Genomic DNA, 20,067 nt, shown 5'->3' on the forward strand with positions numbered 1-20,067 from the left:
GCAATCCAAGGAGCAATCAATGGCGAATTCAGCTCTACCACCGGTAGATCACGAAATCCTGATCATCGGTGCGGGGTTCTCCGGCATCGGCGTGGCGATCAAGCTGGACGAGGCCGGAATGCACGACTTCCGCATCCTCGAGGCCGGTGACGGCGTCGGCGGTACCTGGCACTGGAACACCTACCCTGGTATCGGCGTGGACATTCCATCGTTCAGCTACCAGTTCTCCTTTGAGAAGAAGCCCGACTGGTCACGCGTCTACGCCAAGGGACACGAGCTGAAGGCCTATGCCGATCACTGCGTCGACAAGTACAACCTGCGCTCGCGGTTTGTCTTCAACACCAGGATCGCCCGGATCGAGTTCGACGAGGACACCCACCGCTGGCGCCTGTCCAGCACCGACGGCCGCGAATTCACCGCCCGATACGTCATCAACGCGACCGGCGTCCTATCCGAACCGAACCAGGTGCAGCTCAACGGAATCGACAGCTTCACCGGCCCCGTCGTGCACACGGCACGGTGGGACGGCTCGCTCGATCTGAAGGGTAAGCGAGTCGGGGTGATCGGAACCGGGGCGTCCTCCGTCCAGGTTGTCCCGACGATCGCACCCGAGGTGAAGCACCTGACCGTATTCCAGCGGACCCCCATCTGGTGCATATCCAAGCTGGACCGACCGCTCTCGCCGAGGTTCCAGTGGGCGTTGAAGCATGTCCCCGGCGCCGAGATGCTGGCCCGAATCCTCAGCCAAGGATTCGTCGAGGCCATCTTGCCGCTCGCCGTGCACTACCACACCGCCTTCCCCATGACGAAGTACGCGGAATGGTCGGCCAAACGCATGCTGGCCAAACAGGTCCACGATCCAGTCATTCGCGAAAAGCTGACGCCCAAATATAGTTTCGGCTGCAAGCGACCCAGCTTCTCCAACGAGTACCTGCCCGCCTTCAACCGCGACAACGTCCTGTTGGAGACCACGGGAATCCAAGAGGTCACCCCGAAGGGCATCCGAACGGTCGCCGGTGTGGAACACGAACTCGACGTCCTCATAATGGCCACCGGGTTCAAACTCCCCTACGCACCGGGCGTCCCCTACGAGTGCATCGGAACAGGTGGCATCGACTTGGACACCTACTGGGACCAGGAACGAGTCCAAGCCTACGAGGGCGTCAGCATCCCCCATTTCCCCAACCTGTTCGCCATGTTCGCCCCCTACGGCTACAACGGCTCGTCCTACTTCACCCTCGTAGAGGTATCCGCCAAGCACATCGTCCGAGCCCTCGACCAGGCCCGCCGAATCGGCGCGACCCGGGTCGAGATCACCGAAGAAGCCAACAAGCGCTACTTCAACGAAATGATGACTCGCCGCACCCGCCAGGTCTTCTGGCAACCCACCTGCAATACCGCCAACAGTTACTACTACGACAAGAACGGTGACGTCCCGCTCCGGCCGGTTACCACCCTCGAAACCTACTGGCGCAGTGGCCACTACGACCTCCGTGATTACCGCTTCGACCGCTGGAAGCCCGCACCTCGAATCGCCCCCGCCAACCACAGTCAGCGGCGCGGCGCTGCGGGAAGCGAGGAAGTCCCTACCCCCGCGTAGCTTGGAATGATCGTCACCGTCCCGGCCTGTGTGGCTCGTCCCCCGCGAAAACCCATGCTGCACCTTCACTCACTAGTCCTGGGCCGACGAATGGCGACAACTCTGGAACGCCACCGTCACCACACCCTCGACCGCCTGAACCCCAGTGACCGGACCCGACGACATAACGAGATCCGACCGCTACCGGCCCGCATCTCACGGCAGCGGAAACAGCACACGGAAGACTGCGCCGGTGCCAGTGTCGGCGAGCAACTGCACGCGTGCCTGGTGCGCCGTCGCCAACGCCGCCACGATGGCCAAACCGAGACCGGAACCGCCTGCGCGAGAGCGCGATTCACCCGCTTGATAGAAGCGATCGAACAGTCGAGGCGCGATGGTTTCCTCGACGCCGGGGCCATCGTCGGCAACCTCGAGCACGGCGTAGGCCGCGGCGCCGGTCGTATCGGTCCCGACCTCGACCGCCACCATCCTCCCCGGTGCATCCGCCCGGTCGATGCCGACAGTGACGGTGATGTCAGCGTCGCTCGGTGTGTGCGTGAGCGCATTGTTGACGAGGTTGGTGGCGATCTGCCGAATTCGATCCACATCGCCCAGGATTCGGATCGGCTCGTCGGTGGCGTCGAGCGTGATCCGGCGGTCCGGAGCGCGAGTACTGGCATCGCGCACCACATCAGTGGCCACAGCCGCAAGATCCACCTCGGTCAGATCCAGCGGACGCTCCTCGTCGAATCTCGCCAGCAACAGCAGATCGTCGACGAGCCGTCCCATGCGGATCGCCTCAGCTTCGATCCGACTCATGAGCTCACGCGTGCGCTCCTCGGTGCGGGCGCCGCCGTGACGATACAGCTCCGAGTAGCCGCGCACCGACGTCAACGGCGTGCGGAGTTCGTGGGAGGCGTTGGCGATGAACTCACGCATCCGCTGCTCGGAATCTCTGACTTGCCGCAGCGCGGAGGCCAGACGAGTGACCATCACGTTGAACGCGGCACCCAGACGACCCACCTCGGTATGGGGATCCGTCTGGCGCACACGGCGATCCAGATCGCCGGCGGCGATCGCCTCGGCGGTGTGCTCGATGCGCCGCAACGGGCGCAATTCGAGACGCACCAGCACGGCCGCAATTGCCGCGACCGCGAGCATAAGTCCGGCACCCACAGCCACTTCGATATTGCGCAGTTTGGCGGCGGTGGCCAAGCTCGTGTCCAATGACATTGCCACCGCGGCAGTTCCGCCGTCGGGCTGGTTGGGGACCGGCAGCTGCACCTCGGTACGCACTCGCCAACGCACACCGGTGGTCTCATCCGCGACCGTGAACGCGGCGCTTCCGCGAGCCCCGACCGACGACTCATCCATCGGCGGCAACCTCGGCACCGTGCTGTCGCCGATCGCCGAACCGAGTGTGCCGATCGGCTTTCCCGCAGGATCGAAGAACATCAGCCGGAACTCCGAAGGCACCTGCAATTCGTTCGTGGGGCCCAGCGGTGGCGACGGTGGGCGATTCGTCGACGCGAGTTCAGCTGCGACCAGGTTCAGCTGCGCATCGACGCGATCGAGCTGCGCCCGCTCCAGGAAAGCCATGCTGAGCGCACCGAACGCGCCCATGCCCAGAGCCGCGATCAGGATGACCGTGACCAGCAGCCGAGTGCGCAGGGTCCAGCGCCGCTGTACCCGAAGCCCGCGCCGAACCGACCCCGCCGAGACGGTCACGCCCACCTCACCGCAGTGTGTAGCCAACGCTGCGGATGGTGTGGATAAGCGCTGGATCGCGCATATCGACCTTGCGCCGCAATTGACTCATGAACGTCTCTACCACCCGGCCGTCACGACCGTCCTCGGCACCCCACACGCGGTCGATGATCTGTTGTTTGCTCACGACGCGTTCGGCGTTCAGCATCAGATAGTGCAGCAACCGGAATTCGGTGGCGGACAACCAGATCTGCTCCCCCGCACGCGTAACGACATGTGCGTCGGCATCCAATTCCAGGTCGGCGTAGCGCAGCAGATCGGAATCCGCGTGCCCGTCGTCCTGGGTTCGCCGCAGAATGGCCTGCATCCGCAGGATTACTTCCTCGAGGCTGAATGGTTTGCACACGTAGTCGTCGCCGCCCGCGCGCAGACCTTCGATCCGGTCCTCGACCGCGTCGCGCGCGGTCAGAAACAACACCGGAATGGAATCGCTCTGCTGGCGAAGCCGACGCGCGACGGAATAGCCGTCGCTGTCGGGAAGCATCACGTCCAACACCACGATGTCGGGGCGGCACTCGGCGGCCGAAGCCACAGCTTCCGCGCCGGTGGCGGCGACACGCACCTCGAAACCGTTCATGCGCAGGACGGAGGAGAGCATATCGAGGACGTTCGGTTCGTCGTCGACCACCAGAACATTCGGATTGGTTGATGTGACACGTAAGTTCACGGCTTCAGAATAGGGGGCCCACGGCGCTCTGTCTCTCCTCCATCCCCCTATAACCCCAGTTCACAGGAACCTGCCAGGTCCGCCGGAGATTCGCCTCAGCTTCACGGCTGGTACCGGTTCGCGGCGGCGATCATCTCTTCGACCGTGGCGAACTTGACCCGCGGACGGTTGGTCGATGCGCCGGCCTTGCGTTCGGTTCGGTCGATAGAACTCCAGCCCTGCCGGTCGATCAGCTCCGGCTGCCGCCGATACAACAGGGCGGCAAAATCCTTCCGCCCGAAAGCGGGTTCGCCCAGCTTTCCGGCTGCGAAGTCCTCGAACAGGGCAGTGACGGTTTCGCGGGCGCACACCTTGTTGGTTCCGATGACGCCGTGGGGGCCACGTTTGATCCAGCCGGTGACGTACGCGCCGGGGAGGGGGTGGCCGGCGGACATGACACGGCCGCGGTCATTGGGCACGATCGCGTTGCTCTCATCGAAGGGGAGCTCCGGAACGGGGCGGCCGCGGTAGCCGATCGACCGCAGGATCAGACCCGCCTCGATATCGTCGAACTCACCGGTCGGGTGTAATGCCGTCGAACCTTCGCTGTCTATGAGCTCGTTGCGCTCGATACGCAGGCCCGTGGCGTGATCAGCGCCGAGGATCTCCGCCGGGGACGCCAGGTAGCGGAAGGTGATCCGCTTCTTGCCCGGTGTCAGAGGGCGGCGGGCGTATTCCTCGGCCAGCTCGATCTTCAGCCGTAGCCAATGCTCCACGCCGGGGTTTGCGGTGAGACCGGCGGCATCGCGTGCGAGATCACGCTTATCGACGACGACGTCGACACCGTGGAGGTGGCGCAGTGCCATGAATTCCGGTGAGGTGTAGGCCGCGCGGCTCGGACCGCGGCGGCCTAGTACGACGACGTCACGGATCGTGCTGTCTCGCAAGGCCTTCAGGGCATGGTCGGCAATGTCCGTACGAGCCAGGTCGTCCGGATCAGCGGTGAGGATGCGGGCGATGTCGAGGGCAACGTTGCCGTTGCCGACGATAACCGCGCGCTCGCCGGACAGATCGAAACTGTGGTGGGCATGGTCCGGGTGGCCGTTGTACCAGCCTACGAATTCCGTCGCGGAGTGGCTGCCGGGCAGGTCTTCGCCGGGAATGCCGAGTCTACGATCGGCGGGGGCTCCGACGGCGTAGATGACGGCGTGGTGGTGCCGCAGCAGTTCGTCATGACTGACATGGCGACCCACCTCGACATTCAGGTGGTACCGGAACGTGTCGGTGTCGAGGATGCGCTCGAACACCTCGAACACGTGCTTGGTTTCCGGATGGTCGGGCGCTACTCCGGCGCGGATCAATCCGCCTGGGGTCGGCAGCTTTTCGAGCATATCGACCTCGGTCCCGTCCGCGGCGAGCAGCGCTTCGGCCGCGTAGCTCGCCGAGGGTCCGGACCCGACGATCGCCACCCGCAGCGGCGCGTGCTCGGTCACGCGGATCGCCGCATGGACCGCCGGTTCGGACTCTGCCCGTGCTCGCAATGGATGCTGTTGGAAGAAGGCCGAATTGACCTCCCGGAAGGGAATCAGAGTGGACACCAGTTCGTCCTCGGAGTGGATCGCGTCGACTGGGCAGACATCCGCGCACGCGCCGCAGTTGATGCAGGTGTCCGGGTCGATATAGAGCATTTCCGCGCCGGCGAACTCGGGTTGATCCGGTGTCGGGCGGATGCAGTCGACCGGGCACGCCGCGATGCATCCGGTGTCGTTCACGCAACGCTGGGTGATGACATAAGCCATTTGGAACCTCCTGATCAGAACGCGGATTCGTCCAGATCCATCACGTCGTCGTCGATCGCCGCGAGGATGGAACGGGTGGCGGTGAGTTCGGGCAGGACGTTCTTGCAGAAGAACGAGGCCACCGCGATCTTGCCTTCGTAAAACCGCTCGTCCGGTGCCGGCGCGCCCGCGGCCAGCGCGGCGAGCGCGATCTGTGCCTGTTCGAGCAGCCGCCAGCCGATGAGCAGATCGCCGACCGCGTACAGCATTCGCACCGAACCCAGACCGACCTTGTAGATCTCAATCGGATCGTCTTGTGCGGCAACGGCATACCCGATGAGGATTTCGACCATGGCCCGCACATCGTCGAGCGCGGTCGCCAACAGGGTCCGTTCCGCGACGAGCCGTCCCTCCGGGTCGCCTGCTTCGATCAAATCGGTAACGAGCCCGAACACATGGCCCAGCGCTCGGCCGCGATCGCGAATGATCTTGCGGAAGAGAAAGTCCTGTGCCTGGATGGCGGTGGTGCCCTCGTAGAGGGTGTCGATCATGGTGTCGCGGATGTATTGCTCTAGCGGATAGTCCTGCAGAAAGCCCGAGCCGCCGAGTGTCTGCAGGCTGAGTTTGAGGGTGTCGTAGGACCGTTCGGAGCCGAAACCCTTGACGATCGGGAGCAGCAGATCGTTGATCCGCGCCGCCATGTCCGGCGATGCACCCGAAACCCGCTGGGCCAGTAGCGGAACCGCGTCCTGATGGGCTGCCGTGAACATGTACAGCGATCGCAGCCCCTCGGCGTAGGCCTTTTGTGTCAACAGCGAACGCCGGACCTCGGCATGGCGGATGATCGTCACGCGCGGCGCGGTCTTGTCGGACTGTTGGGTCAAATCGGCTCCCTGCACCCGCTGCTTGGCATAGTCGAGCGCGTTCAGGTACCCGGTCGATAGTGTGCCCGCGGACTTGGCGCCCACCAGCATTCGCGAATTCTCGATCACGCGGAACATCTGTGCGATGCCGTCGTGGACTCCCCCGACCAGCCATCCCACAGCGGGCACCTCGGTACCGCCGAAGGTCACCTCGCAGGTCGGCGAGGACTTGATGCCCATCTTGTGCTCGACGCCGGTGATGAAGACGCCATTGCGTTCACCCAATTCCATTGTCTGCGAATCGAAGTGGTACTTCGGAACATAGAACAGGCTCAGGCCCTTGGTACCCGGGGCCGCACCTTCGGGGCGCGCCAGCACCAGGTGGAAGAGATTCTCGGCGGTGTCGCCGACATCCCCGCCGGAGATGAACCGCTTCACCCCCTCGATGTGCCAGGTGCCGTCGGACTGTGCGGTGGCCTTTGTGCGTCCCGCCCCGACGTCGGAACCGGCATCGGGCTCGGTGAGCACCATCGTCCCCGCCCAGCCACGTTCCAGCCCCGCTGCGGCCCAGTGCCTCTGCTGCGGTGTGCCGACCTCGAAAAGCACCTGTGCCATGGACGGACCCAGGTCGAAGAAGCTCGCCGCCGAATTCGCCACATGGATCATCTCGCGCACAGCCCACGTCAGCGGCATCGGCGCGGGGACTCCGCCCATCTCCTCCGGAAGCCCCAGCCGCGACCATCCCGCGTCCTTGAGCGCCTGGATGGACTTTCGCAGCGGTTCCGGGACGATGATCGTGTGCCGTACCGCGTCGAAGATCACCGGCTCGCGGTCGGCCTGCGCGTAGGATTCCGCGATCGGCCCCTCCGCCAGTCGTGCCACTTCTGCGAGAATGCTTCGGGCGGTGGCGGTGTCCAATTCACCGTAAAGCCCAGCGTCGAGGAGGTCGCCGATGCCGAGCACTTCGAACAGGTTGAATTCGGCATCACGAACGTTGCTCTTATAGTGGCTCACTGAATGGTGCCTTCTTTCAGATATGGTGCCGACAGCACCCTTTCGATTCGTCGACTATTCGCGAACCGGTGGGCCGATCATCTTGGTGATTTCGAGCGCCAACGCAACCTGCAACGTGCGCCGGTCCAATCCGTACGGCAGCAGCGCCTTCGCGCGATCGAGCCGGTTGATGATCGTATTTCGGTGCGCATAAAGCTCTTTCGCGGTACCAGTCGTGCTCAGTCCGGTACGCAGGTATATCCGCAAGGTCTCGCGCAGGTCCGGATCGGCGTCCGCCAGCTCACCCAAGGTGCGGCTGACGAATTCGGCGGCACGGTCCATGTCCACGGTCGCGAGCGCGACCACCTCGATCTCTTCGTAGGAGGCGATCCGAGCCGCCGCCGGAATCCTGCGCATGAGCCGCTGGGTGGCCAGCGCATCGAGGTGGCTGCGGCGAAACCCCGCGAGACCCGATCCCGGTGATCCGATCGCCATTCTGGCCCCGTGCTCGATATCGAGTACAGACCGCACATCGTCGGGCCGGAAGGGGGTCCGACCCGAGATCCACACCCACATCGTCGATGGGCTGGCAGGAATCGTCAGCGGCCGCACCGCGGCGGCCGCCCGGGCCAGGGCGGTCACCGCGCGCTCCAACCGGCCCGGATCGCCGGCATCGCCTTCGCTCCATACGATCGCCGCGAGGTGGCAGCGATCGAGTTCGTAGCGCAGACGCTGACCAGCGCGGCGATCGCTGATCGGTGCGCCCTCCAAGACCAGGCTCACGGCTTCCATCCGGGCCGCGTGATCGACATCGGCGATCTGGCCTCGCTCGTGATCGACGATCCGATCGAGCGCCGCGTGTGTGTCGTCGATGTAGGCAAAGATCGAGCGGGTAACAACGTCGATCAGCTCCCGCAACTCGTCGGGGTCGCGGGTCAGCTCGAATGCCAGGGTCGTCCACAGCCGGACCGCGGCGTTCTGTGCGGCGTGGAAGGTCGTCAGAATCGCATTGTCGAAGCCGTGCCGGACGACATCCCGTGCCAGATCGACATTCTCGGGCCCGAGATTGGCGCTGACGGGCGTACCCGAGGAACGGTAATTCGCCGTCGCCCAATGCGCGAAGTTGGCCCGGACCGCGGCCCGCAATGCATCGATCAGTCCGGGTTCGGTAGTCAGCCACGGAGTCGCCGATCCGAAGACCGCCTCGTCGAGAGCCTGGTAGGAGTCCTTGGGGTTGTCGAGCAGCTTGCCGGTTCCCTCGCGAATCAGCTCGGCGATTCGATCCGACGGGGGCTCCCAGTACCTGGCCACCGACTCAGAAACCGCTTCCGCTGTGTACGACTGGGCAACGCGCCTCGGATCGGCCTGTCCCATACGGCTTCTCGGCAACCGGCGAGTGCTGCCGGTCGATCAGGGTGACGACCGCGCCGCCAGCGGGACTCGAGGTGATCGCACGCCGCTGTCCGCGTTCGACCCCCGCTCCGGCCTGCCGCACCTCGCACTGCAGCAGGATCTTTCGCAGCACGATCTGCATTTCCAGCATCGCCATGTTCGAACCGATGCAGCGACGCCGCCCACCCCCGAACGGAATCCAGGCATACGGAACCGGCCGCGACCCCAGAAAGCGTTCCGGTCGGAAAGTTTCCGGATCCGGGTAGAGCTGCGGATCGTGATGCACCAGGTGCCCGTGCGCCTGCAAGATCACGCCGGGCCGATATCCGACACCGCCGATGCTCACGGGTTGGGCGACCACCCGTGGCTCCGGATGCGGGGTTGCCATGTCGCAGCGCAGCACCTCTTGGATGGTGGCCAGCAGGTAGTCGTGACCGCCGTCCGCCCCGCTGGTCAATTCGCGATGAAGTCGATCCTGAACCGCTGGGTTGCGGGCGAGAAGCAAAAGCGCCCAGCCGATTTGGGAGGCGGTGGTCTCATGCCCCGCGACGACCATGGTGAGCAGTTCGTCCCTGATCTCGGTGTCGGTCATCGGGGACCCGTCGTCGTGGCGAGCGTCGAGAAGCACGCTGAGCAGATCCACTCCATCGGAATCGTCGGTGCCGGCAGCCCGCGCCGTGCGCCGCTCCGCGATGAGCGTATAGATCTCGCGATCGACCTGCCGCAGGATGCCCTCGAAGGGCACCCAAGCCCACCGCAGCACCGGCATCGTGCGCGTAGCGCGCAGCATGAACAGCGGGCTCTCGGCCTGCTTGATCGCCCTCCACACAAGATCCCGGATACGGTTCAGGCGGGCCCCCTCGGGCAGGCCGAAGGTGGCACGCAGGATGATCTCCATCGTCAGCGACTGCAGGTCGTGATGGATCGGAAACTCCTTGCCACGCGGCATGAGAGCCAGGTACCGGTCGGTCACCGATTCCATCAGCGGGGACAGTCGCCCGATCTTGGCACCATGGAACGCCGGCGCCATCAGCCTGCGGTGTTCGAGATGGTCGTCGCCGTCCAGAGTGATGAGCGAATGCGAACCGAGCGCGGGCTCGAGCACCTTGCCACCTTCACCGGGCAGGATGACCTCCGGCGCGGCCTTCAACAGTTCCTTCACCTCGCCGGGATCGCTCAGGAATACCATGGGCGGCTGAGTCAGGAGGTTCAGGGTGAAGCGTGGCCCGAATCGCTCGCGGCACAACTCGAGAAAAGGATTCGGCCACATCAGCCACCAAGCGGTCTGCAGCGCTGCCGGCATGCTCGGCCCGGACGGCAGAGCCGGATCCTGCTTCGCCAGCGGCCGAGAAGCCCGTTCGGCGAGCGTGAACACGTGGTCGCCCACCCTCTTCCAGTCGACGATCATCCTCTGCTCCTCACTGCATGACTGGCGCACATCCGTCGATAGTTCGAATTTTCGCCGGGTCCGCAGGGGGTCGAAAGGACTTTGCGCCCAGTCGTGCACGCATTCGATGGGCGATATGCACATGTCCGAGCCAACCGCACACTCGAATGCGGCCCACATGGCTATTTTGTGAGACCGTAAGTGGGAGAGAGGATCCGCGCCATTGACTGTCGAATCTTCCAGCCGTCCGGGACTGACCGTGTCCGGGAAGCCCATGTCATCGCCGCTGCGCAATGTTCGTCCACTCGCACGCCAGATGGTCGACTACTTCGTCGAAAACGTGGCGCCGTGCGGCACGCTGCCCGGCGAGGCCATCAACGGTGATATCACCGCCATAACGCGTGTCAATCTGGAATTCGCGGTCGCCATGCTCGACGGGCAGAACATTCCGGACAAGACGAACAAGCTCGAAGCCGCCGCCGCGCGATGGGCGCGCGAAGGCGTCCCCATCGACACCGTCCAGCACGCCGTTCACCAAGGTTTCCTGGTCGGCCTCGACCTCGTGGTGAAGGGCGTTGTGCCGCAGAACTCCGTCCACCAAGCCGAGGAGAACGGGTACCTGATCGCCGCCGATGACTACGAGAATCTGCTCAGCGGCGCCAAGCTGGTGGTCGAGATGCTGGGCATCATGACATCGACGATCTCGAAGGCCTACGTTCGCGAGCTGCGAGCCGTGGGGGGCGAACATCACACCGCCGTGCACACGCTGACCTCCGCGCTGCTCGCCGGCAAATCCACCTCGACCATGGCCCGCGAGTGCGGCATCCCGATCGCCGACTCCTATGACATTCTCGCGCTGTTGATTCCGCCGCATCCCGATGAGCGTCACCCGATGCTCGACACCAACGTGGTGGCACGCCGCAAACTCCGCCGGGTCCAGGCATATCTCGCCGCCCGCTGCGACGACAACGCGCTGTCACTGCTCAGCGTCGACGGCGGAACCATCCTGCTGCCCGCGGGTTCGTTCGACGCCGACGGCTACTCCCGCCTGGTGACCGAGTTATCCAGTGCCGCAGGGGTTCCCATCACCGCCACCATCAACACCGCCGCCGTTGATATCGTGCCGACCGCCGCCGACCAGGCCCACGAGCTGCTGGATGTGGTCGAACGACTGCACTGCGAACCGGGCCTGTATCGGTTCGACGATCTCGCTCTCGAATATCAGCTCACCCGTCCCGGGCCAGGTCGCGAACGCCTCGGCGCTCTACTCGATCCGCTCGACGAACACGCCGAACTGCTCGAGACACTGCGCCTGTACATCGCTACCGATCTGCGCCGCAGCCACACCGCGCGTCTGCTCCACGTACACGCCAACACCATCGACTACCGGCTCAAGAAAATCGCGACCATCACAGGCTTGGACCCCACCGTGCCCTCGGGCCTGTGGTACCTGCGGTCCGCCCTCGTCGCCCGCAGCTATAACGGATAAGCGGCACGCCGACAGCCCCGCAACCCGGGCGGCGATCGCGAAGGTTGCGCGGATGCACGAGCACTTCAGTGTGCTGACCGGCACCACGCGATGCCGCGACATGGCATCGGTTCAGCTGGTATGGGAGTCGGCCGCTGGCACGGCTGGCGGCTCGTAAAACGTGACATCGACATAGGCGCAGATCGACCTGGTCACCACCTTGGTGACTCCTTCAACTCTGTGCGGTGTGCATCGGTTGCGTGTCAGATCCTGTTCACATTGTCCTTTGCTCGCAGGTCCCTAGATCGGGAAGATCATGGCCCGTCCAGCGCGTCAGGCTGGAAGTCACGGTTTGTCCGGACCCTTTTGATGATTGTGTGGGAGCAGGTGACCATGTGACGCACGGCAGTACCCGAAACCGCGAGCCGGCGATGGATCCGGAGCCTGCGCGCCACGTTCCGGGCGAAGAAGGCCTGTGGGTTTTCATCCTCGGGGACATGACGATATTCGCGCTGCTGTTCGGAGCATTCCTCGGCGCGCGGCGCGACGCACCCGGCGAATTCGCCACCGGCGGTGCTGAATTGAATATGGTCATCGGCATCGCGAACACCCTCGTGCTGCTCGTCAGCTCCGCGGCGGTCGCGCTGGCCGTGCAGGCGCACCGAACAGGCCGAATCGCGGCAGCCTCGACAATGCTGCTCGGCGCGATGGCATGTGGGCTGATCTTCGTAACGCTCAAAGTCATCGAGTGGACCGAACTCTTATCACACCATCAGCCCCCAGGTGCCGGCCAGTTCTTCGGCTACTACTTCGGCATGACCGGTCTGCACCTACTGCATCTGGTGCTCGGTACCGTGGCCCTGGTCGTGGTCCGTCGAACGGTACGTCGCGGCACCGCGCAACGACGGGATCGACTCATCATCGAGGCCGGCAGCTCCTACTGGCATATGGTCGATCTGCTCTGGATCATCATCTTTCCCCTCGTCTACCTGGTCCCCGCATGATCACGCGCACAACTACATTCAGGATTCTGCTGACCTGGACAGTTCTCGTCGCCGCAACGATTTTGTCCATCGACATGGGATCGCGCCACGGCATCCCCGGTTCGGACCCTCGCCTCGGGATCGTCGCCGCCCTCGGCATCGCCTTCGCGAAAGCTCATCTGATCGGCTACGAGTTCATGGAACTCCGGCGCGCGCCCCGCACGTTGCAAGCCGTATTCACCATCTGGATCATGGTTGTCGGGACAACCCTTATCGCGCTCTACCTGGCAGGGGCCTGACTGCCACGCTGCGATGTCAGCCATGAAGTGACGGATCTGACCGTCCAGGAAGGCATTTCGCGCGCAGCACAGGCGTTGCTCGGACGCGAGCTGGAAGTACACGACGATCACCGATACGAAGCCGATCGCCCGGTAACGCGGGCCACCGCGCTGCGACCGGGCAGGCCGCGGCCACCGGCTGTTCCGCGGCGGCCGTGATCGACTGGACAATGCAATGGTGACCAATGGAGCCGAACCGCACGAACCACTGCCGCAGCTGTCGGATCTGGAAGTTGCACTGCTCGGCCTGCTGAGCGTGCGCCCGATGACTGGCTACGAGATCGGCAGGCACTACGCCCGGGCGCTGTCGCCGTGGTGGGAGACGCCGCGCACGCAGGTCTACCCGAAGCTGCGCGAGCTGGAGCGGCGCGGCCTGATCGAGAAGGAGACCGTCATTCAGGACGGTAAGCCCAACAAACAGGTGTACTCGATTGCCCCCGAGGGCACCTCGGCGCTCACCGCGAACCTGTCGGAACCGATCCGGGGCGCCGACATGAAACATCACATGATGATGCGACTGTTTCTGGGCAACCTACTACCTGCCGACACAATGCGGCAGCTGCTCGAGGACTACCGCGCCCACATGACCGATCGAGCGGACGCCCTCCGGGAGGTCCGGGCGAAATTCTCCGCCTCGCTCTCGGGGCCGCACCAGCGCAGCGTGTTCTTCGAACTGCTCAGCCTCGAGCATCTGATCGCGATCGCGGACCTGGAGGTATCAGGGACCGAGAAGGTACTCGAAGCACTCGAGCACGCACCTCGACCGGGTAGCGGACCGGGCGACGCCGCCAGTCCGCTCCTGGATGCGGTCCGCGACAGCGCCGACTAGCGATCCTGCTCGGCGCGCGAACGCCGCAGCAGCGCGCCTATCCGCCATTGCGTGAGAAGTCCGAACCGCACAGCGGTTCGCAGGAGGGCGACGACCACGGTGGGTGGTTTGCGCTCCCCCACCGCCACCAGCACGTGGTCGGGGACCAGCGACAGCAACAACGCCCGTCCCAGTGGATGCAACGGACGCGGCAACCACCGCTTGTTGAACTGAACGATCAGAGCTTCGGCACAGCGATGCGCTTCCGGGGTGGGCCGGAAGTACTGGGGGTTGTGCTCGTAGTCGAAGTTGAATTGCTGCAGTCCCGCCCAGGTATCGGGCATGTCGTGGGTGTGCAGCTGCTCGCCGATCGCGCGCCAATGCGCCACCTGCGCGGCCTTCTCCTCCTCGGTGAACACGTCCAGGCCGACGATCTGGAAGATCTCGTCGAACAGGATGGTGAACAAGGCGACGCCGTGCACGAACGCCGCGTTCGACATCGTGTAGCTCTTCTTGTAGTGCTCATGCATCCGGGCGACTTCCGCGACGGACTCACGGGTTTGCGAACCCGTGGCTCCGTATGTCATCCAGTGCTGGAAGTATTCCGCCGTCGCATCGGCCCTGCGGTCGCCGTGCTTGTGGATCTTCCCGCTGCCGCCACGGTCGACCGCCTCGGCGTCTTCGACGCCACCACAGGTCCGGATGAACCCCACGGCGTAGATGAGATTCTCGGCGGCCTTGGCGCCGATCGGAAAATTGAGCCGTTGCTGGATATCTCGCATGACCGCTGTGTAGTCGGGCTCGGTAACAGCGCTGCCCGCCGGAGCGTTCGATTTCTGATTCGTGGTTGCTGTGCTTCGTTGCACGGTGTTCTCCTTCGATTTTCCGCAGCCGAACTCCTCAGCCGCCGAGGGCGATTCGGCGATCGTCACCAGCGGGCCGGGGAATAATCAGGCAGGTCGTGGTGGCCTGGGCCAGCATTCGGCCTCGGGCGTCGCGCAGGTCGGCCCGCGCCACGCAGGTCCGCCGTCCGCGGTGCACCACGGTTCCGGTGCAGCGCACCACACCGAGATCCGTGGTGACCGGGCGGAAGAACCGAATCTGCAGATCCGTTGTCGTCGGCATGAGGCCGGCCGGCAGTGTGCTCAACGCACTCATAGCCATGGCGCTATCGGCGATCGTGCAGATCATGCCGCCGTGCACGTTCCCGTTGAGGTTGTACTGCCATTCGCGCGGAACGAATTCCAGCACGACTGCACCGTCCTCGATCACGACGAGATCGATTCCGGCCGTGTTGTTCATCGGTGCTGCGATCCCCAATTCCTGTGTCGCACGCAGGAATTCGATGCCGGACAGGAGCGCAGCCTGTTCCGAAACCCGCTCCGGATCAGTCCAGGCGTAGGTACGGACCCGCTCAGGGGCGAGCGGGGTCGAATCCGCCTCGGAGGTGGCCGGATCGCCGGGAAGACAGGTCATCGCGGAGCCTTTCTCTGCTCGGACGCCCTCACCGGAAGTTGTAGGTGACGCCGGTGAGCTGCTCGGACACAGCCCACAGACGGCGCGCAACATCGCGATCGAGAGCGGGCTTGTCCGGCTGGACGACATGCGGGTGTCCGCGGTACTCGTTGAAGCCGTCCGGACCGATGAACTGCCCGCCTTGGACTTCGGGTGCGGTGGCGGCGTACTCCTCGTTCCAGGCGCCGTGCGCGGCGGGCTGGGCCATCAGCCGATTGCCGATGGAGCCGAAGAAGAACTTCAGGAAACCGGTCGGGCCACTGGTCTGCAGGTTGGTCGCCGAGTACCCCGGATGGGCGATGACGCTGCGGATCGGCGAACCCACCGCACGCAGCTTCCGATCCAATTCCAGACCGAACAGCACATTCGCCAGCTTGGACTGCGAATAGTACTTGCGCGGATCATAGCCACGCTCACCGGTGAGGTTGTCGAAAAGGATTGCGCCGCCGCGATGTTCGACCGAACTGACAGTGACTATCCGGGCGTCGCGACCCACGCGCGCGGACTCCGACAGTCGATCCAGCAGCAGCCCGTTGAGCGCGAAATGGCCCAGATGATTGGTGGCGAACTGCAATTCGAAGCCTTGCTTGGTCAGGGTGCGCGGGGGCCACATGACACCGGCATTGTTGATAATGACGTCGATCGGGACGCCGACGCTATCGATGTGCCGCGCGAACGCGTGTACCGAGTCGAGATCGGACAGGTCCAGCGGCCGCACCTCGACGTCGGCCTTGGGCTGCTCGGCGAGCAGTTGGTCGAGCGCGGACGTGCCCTTGGCCCGGTCACGGACGGTCATGATGACTCGGGCACCGTGGCGCGCAAGCTCCTTGGCGGTTTCGAAGCCGAGACCGCTGTTCGCCCCGGTCACGATGATCGTGCGGCCCGTCTGGTCGGGGATCTGCGCACTCGTCCACTTGGTCACCAGGATGCACTCCTTCATGGGTCGCGGTGACGAGCGCACACACCTCACCACCGGTGGTTGTAGCTTCTGGCGCGCAACGACTCCGGAATTGATTGCACGCAATGCTTCTTATCTCCCACTATCGGCGCCGCGAGTACCGATCGAAAGGACATTTCGCCCACGTATGACCAGGCAAGTGGGCAATCCGCCCAAGTCGGCCGGAGCAGAGTCTCCAGCAGCGCGGGTAGTCCTGCAGCGGTCAGCATCGAGTTCAGAATTGCCCCGGCCGGGCTCTTCTCGTGATCGACAACGAGCCATGGTCGTCGAGCCGCAGGCCATGAGCCTGAGATTCAGGGGTTCGAGGTGGCAACGGCAAGGCAGGCAAACCACTGTCCTTGTCGCCCACCGAAACTGACGATACCGCCGACGCCGTGCCGCCTATAGGTCTACGACCAGGTTTCTTGGGCACCTGTCACGGGTTCGGGTCGGTTCCGGGTTGTTCTTGTAGCCGGGCTACTGCCGTCGCGGACTCGATCACGATTTCTCGCATCGCGGTTTCCGCGGCCGCCCCGTCTCCGACTTGCACAGCCGCGGCTACGTCGGCGTGCAGCTGCAAAGCCCGGACGTCGGCCTGGTGTGGCATGAGCGCGTGTTCTGTGCGGCCCGCCAGCACCTCACGGATGATCGGCGCGAACGCCACCAACAGCGGGTTCCCGGACGCGGCGAGCAGTGTCGCGTGGAATCGCACGTCATGTTCGAGATAGGCCGCCGTGTCGGCGGCTCGGGCAGTTGCGGACATGCCGATCACTGCGGCAGTAAGGTCGCCGCATTGTGCCGGGGAGGCGTGTGTGGCGGCCAGCCGGGCGGCCAGGGGTTCGACGCCCGAGCGCAGGTCGGCGAGCCACGCCAGCTGCGGGAAACGGCCGGGCCCGGCCAGCTCCCACCGGATCAGTTTGGGATCCAATGAATTCCATTTATCGCGGTCCAGTACCGTGACCCCGGCACGGCGTCGGATCCGCACCATGTCGAGGGATTCGAGGACACGCAGCACTTCACGCGCAACGGTCCGCGACACCTCGAAGCGTGCCGTGACCTCGTCGGCGGAGATCCGGGTCCCTGCCGGGAGCGCGCCGGAAACGATCTCGAATCCGAGCTGGTCGAGCACCGACTCGTGCAACTGGCGCTGTTCGCCGCCCTCACTCACCACTGGCCTCGTCCACCGCGTCAGTTTCGCATGCACCGAGGAAGGCGGGCACATGTATCCGCCCGATCAGCTCATACGTAGTACTTATTTGCCAGCACTCTTGATTTCATCATATATATCCGCGATAGTGGCACGCATCACCGTCATCGACCCGAAGAAGTGTCATGAAGAATCCCCAATCACTGGCTGAGCCGGTACTCACCGCACACGCCGGTGGCACGCAGTTGATCGTTGCGGCCCTCGCCGGTATCGCCCTGATCGTGGTCCTCATCACCTGGCTCAAAGTGCATCCCTTCCTAGCGCTGGCGCTCGGGGCCGTCACTGTGGGTTTCGCCGCCGAGTTGAGCGCCACGGACACCGTCAAGTCGTTCGTGGGCGGGTTCGGCTCGACCATGGGCAGCGTCGGAATTCTCATCGGATTCGGCGCCATGTTCGGAAAACTCCTCGCCGATTCCGGTGGGGCTGACCAGGTGGTCGATACCCTGATCCGGCGCTGCGGGCCGCGTGCGTTGCCCTGGATGATGGGTGTGGTCGGCGCCGTGATCGGCTTGCCGATGTTCTTCGAAATCGGCGTGGTCCTGTTGATGCCGGTGATCATTCTGGTCACACGCCGCTCAGGGCGATCGCTGATCACCGTCGCGATCCCTGCCCTGGCCGGCCTGTCAGCAATGCATGGCCTCGTGCCGCCGCACCCGGGCCCGCTCGTCGCAGTCGCGGCATTGCAGGCCAATCTCGGGCTCACTCTCGCACTGGGAGTCGCCGTCGCCGTGCCAACGGTCATCGTGGCCGGCCCGCTGTTCGGGACTCTGGCCGGTCGCTGGGTCCGGGTTCCGGTGCCCGCCCTACTCAATACCCCGCACGCTGGCGACGCGACTCACAGCGATGCCGAATATGCTCGTCAGGCCGCCGCCGACGATGTCGATCACCATGGCTTCACCGCGAATCCGTCCGGTGATCGCCACCGGCCCGGTTTCGTCGCCACGATGGCTGTGATCGGCTTGCCGGTCGTCCTTATGCTCGCCAACGCGATCAGCGATATTGTCGCACCGCACTCCGGGTCGGTGCTGAAGCACGCGGTCACCTTTCTCGGCACACCGGTGGTAGCGCTGGGGCTCGCCGTGCTGGTCGGCCTTGTCGTGTTCGGTCGCGGTGCGCGGATGACCCGGTCGGATCTGGCCGCAACCATGGACAGCGCACTCCCGCCGATCGCGAGCATCCTGCTGATCGTCGGCGCCGGCGGCGGGTTCAAGCAGGTACTCATCGACACCGGCATCGCCGGCTGGGTGGCTGACGCGGTGCGTGACAGCAGCTTGTCGGTATTGCTGCTGGCCTGGTGCGTGGCCGCGATCATCCGCGTCGCCACCGGATCCGCGACCGTAGCGACAGTGACCGCCTCGGGCATCCTTGCTCCGCTGGCAGCCGATCTCGCATCCACCCACACCTCCCTGATGGTGCTGGCGATCGGTGCCGGATCACTGTTCCTGTCGCATGTGAACGACGCAGGCTTCTGGATGGTCAAGGAGTACCTCGGTCTCGACATCGTGCAGACCCTAAAGACCTGGACGGCAATGGAGTGCCTCATATCTGTCGCCGGACTCGTCGGGGTTCTCGCACTCAGCGTTGTCGTGTAAAAAGCCACGGCGGGACGACGATGTCGCCGCGAAAGGAGGAAATGTGCCGGAACATCCTGATTTCCGAGGCTGCGGCTCGGCCCGGCCGCACATCGTCGTCGTGATGGGAGTGTCGGGCGCGGGAAAATCCACCGTCGGCGGCATGTTGTCCGCCGCTCTCGGATGGGAACTCGCCGAAGGCGACGATATGCATCCATCGCCCAACATCGCGAAAATGGCGGCCGGCAAACCACTCACGGATTCGGATCGGTGGCCATGGTTGGCGCGGATCGCACAGTGGATGGATGCCCAGATCCGGGCCGGGCGATCAGGGATCGTCACCTGCTCGGCACTCAAAGGGTCCTACCGGGATGTCCTGCGACGTGCTGGGTCCGAACGATCTGACGCGATCGTCACCTTCATCCACCTCACCGGCACCCGCGAGCAACTGCACCGACGACTGCTCACACGATTCGACCACTTCATGCCCGCGGACCTGCTGGACTCCCAGCTGCGCACCCTCGAGGATCCGACACCGGACGAGCAGGTGGTCAGAATCGAGATCGACGCACCACCGGACCAGATAGCGCGCGCGGCGCTCGCCGCCGTCCGCCACCGCAATCTTTCCGCCCATTCCAGATGAGGATGAGCGGAGCCCTCGGCGACCAAGCGGCGGCCATACCGCAGCCGGGCACCACCTCGCTGGCGTAGCCATCTGGCGCTCGGTGTCCGCGCGGACCGAGGCGCCCTTGGCCTGCTTCTGCTCCAGCCGCATACCAGGAAATAGGTATGTCCATGGGAGGTCGACCGTCGCGGGCAGCACCTAGGGCAAAGG

The 20,067-nt window shown here is 64.5% G+C and carries 17 protein-coding genes; 7 read left to right on the forward strand and 10 right to left on the reverse strand.

The features are described 5' to 3' along the window. The first annotated feature begins 19 nt into the window (after window positions 1-19). The gene (locus ACQP2D_RS24410; protein WP_433678232.1) at window positions 20-1,600 is read left to right on the forward strand and encodes a flavin-containing monooxygenase; all 1,581 of its coding nucleotides are present in this window, start codon (window positions 20-22) and stop codon (window positions 1,598-1,600) included. Window positions 1,601-1,795: 195 nt separating this feature from the next. Here the strand turns inward: ACQP2D_RS24410 and ACQP2D_RS24415 are convergent, their stop codons facing one another. From ACQP2D_RS24415 to ACQP2D_RS24440, 6 genes are all read right to left on the reverse strand, one after another. Beyond that, window positions 1,796-3,313, reverse strand: a complete 1,518-nt coding sequence (locus ACQP2D_RS24415) for a sensor histidine kinase (RefSeq protein ID WP_433678233.1) — start codon at window positions 3,311-3,313, stop codon at window positions 1,796-1,798. Between the two features lies 1 nt (window position 3,314). Further along, window positions 3,315-4,013: a response regulator transcription factor gene (locus ACQP2D_RS24420; RefSeq protein WP_433678234.1), complete on the reverse strand. Its 699-nt coding sequence runs from the start codon at window positions 4,011-4,013 to the stop codon at window positions 3,315-3,317. 101 nt (window positions 4,014-4,114) lie between these two features. Further along, a complete protein-coding gene (locus ACQP2D_RS24425; protein ID WP_433678235.1) occupies window positions 4,115-5,791 on the reverse strand; it encodes a 4Fe-4S binding protein in 1,677 nt (558 codons plus the stop codon). 14 nt (window positions 5,792-5,805) lie between these two features. Continuing rightward, window positions 5,806-7,647, reverse strand: coding sequence for an acyl-CoA dehydrogenase (locus ACQP2D_RS24430; RefSeq protein ID WP_433678236.1), 1,842 nt, complete (start codon window positions 7,645-7,647; stop codon window positions 5,806-5,808). Between the two features lie 54 nt (window positions 7,648-7,701). After that, window positions 7,702-8,937 (reverse strand): PucR family transcriptional regulator, encoded by a 1,236-nt coding sequence (locus ACQP2D_RS24435; protein WP_433678237.1) that lies wholly within the window; start codon window positions 8,935-8,937, stop codon window positions 7,702-7,704. Window positions 8,938-8,941: 4 nt separating this feature from the next. Continuing rightward, entirely contained in the window at window positions 8,942-10,426 is a 1,485-nt protein-coding gene (locus tag ACQP2D_RS24440; protein WP_433678238.1) for a cytochrome P450, read from the reverse strand. Window positions 10,427-10,628: 202 nt separating this feature from the next. On the opposite strand from ACQP2D_RS24440, the gene ACQP2D_RS24445 reads away from it, so the two are divergent. From ACQP2D_RS24445 to ACQP2D_RS24460, 4 genes are all read left to right on the forward strand, one after another. Next, on the forward strand, window positions 10,629-11,894 hold the full coding sequence (locus ACQP2D_RS24445) for a PucR family transcriptional regulator (protein WP_433678239.1): 1,266 nt from the start codon (window positions 10,629-10,631) through the stop codon (window positions 11,892-11,894). Between the two features lie 410 nt (window positions 11,895-12,304). Further along, window positions 12,305-12,877 carry a cytochrome c oxidase subunit 3 gene (locus ACQP2D_RS24450; RefSeq protein WP_433685752.1) on the forward strand — a complete coding sequence of 191 codons (573 nt, stop codon included), beginning with the start codon at window positions 12,305-12,307 and terminating at the stop codon, window positions 12,875-12,877. Further along, window positions 12,874-13,155: a cytochrome C oxidase subunit IV family protein gene (locus tag ACQP2D_RS24455; RefSeq protein WP_433678240.1), complete on the forward strand. Its 282-nt coding sequence runs from the start codon at window positions 12,874-12,876 to the stop codon at window positions 13,153-13,155. Before ACQP2D_RS24450 ends, ACQP2D_RS24455 begins: the two co-directional genes overlap by 4 nt. A gap of 217 nt (window positions 13,156-13,372) precedes the next feature. Next, entirely contained in the window at window positions 13,373-14,023 is a 651-nt protein-coding gene (locus ACQP2D_RS24460) for a PadR family transcriptional regulator (protein WP_433678241.1), read from the forward strand. Here ACQP2D_RS24460 and ACQP2D_RS24465 read toward each other — a convergent pair. From ACQP2D_RS24465 to ACQP2D_RS24480, 4 genes are all read right to left on the reverse strand, one after another. Beyond that, a complete protein-coding gene (locus ACQP2D_RS24465) occupies window positions 14,020-14,868 on the reverse strand; it encodes a hypothetical protein (RefSeq protein WP_433678242.1) in 849 nt (282 codons plus the stop codon). The genes ACQP2D_RS24460 and ACQP2D_RS24465 overlap by 4 nt on opposite strands. Window positions 14,869-14,902: 34 nt before the next feature. Next, window positions 14,903-15,478, reverse strand: a complete 576-nt coding sequence (locus ACQP2D_RS24470; RefSeq protein WP_433678243.1) for a PaaI family thioesterase — start codon at window positions 15,476-15,478, stop codon at window positions 14,903-14,905. A gap of 28 nt (window positions 15,479-15,506) precedes the next feature. Continuing rightward, complete coding sequence (locus ACQP2D_RS24475; protein WP_433678244.1) at window positions 15,507-16,439, reverse strand: oxidoreductase; 933 nt, start codon at window positions 16,437-16,439, stop codon at window positions 15,507-15,509. 451 nt (window positions 16,440-16,890) lie between these two features. Next, window positions 16,891-17,676 carry a FadR/GntR family transcriptional regulator gene (locus ACQP2D_RS24480; RefSeq protein ID WP_433678245.1) on the reverse strand — a complete coding sequence of 262 codons (786 nt, stop codon included), beginning with the start codon at window positions 17,674-17,676 and terminating at the stop codon, window positions 16,891-16,893. 110 nt (window positions 17,677-17,786) lie between these two features. On the opposite strand from ACQP2D_RS24480, the gene ACQP2D_RS24485 reads away from it, so the two are divergent. Continuing rightward, a complete protein-coding gene (locus ACQP2D_RS24485) occupies window positions 17,787-19,253 on the forward strand; it encodes a GntP family permease (RefSeq protein ID WP_433678246.1) in 1,467 nt (488 codons plus the stop codon). A gap of 103 nt (window positions 19,254-19,356) precedes the next feature. Further along, window positions 19,357-19,875 (forward strand): gluconokinase, encoded by a 519-nt coding sequence (locus tag ACQP2D_RS24490; RefSeq protein ID WP_433685753.1) that lies wholly within the window; start codon window positions 19,357-19,359, stop codon window positions 19,873-19,875. Window positions 19,876-20,067 lie beyond the last annotated feature (192 nt).

The sequence above is a fragment of the Nocardia sp. CA-119907 genome (assembly GCF_050955995.1).
Taxonomy (GTDB): domain Bacteria; phylum Actinomycetota; class Actinomycetes; order Mycobacteriales; family Mycobacteriaceae; genus Nocardia.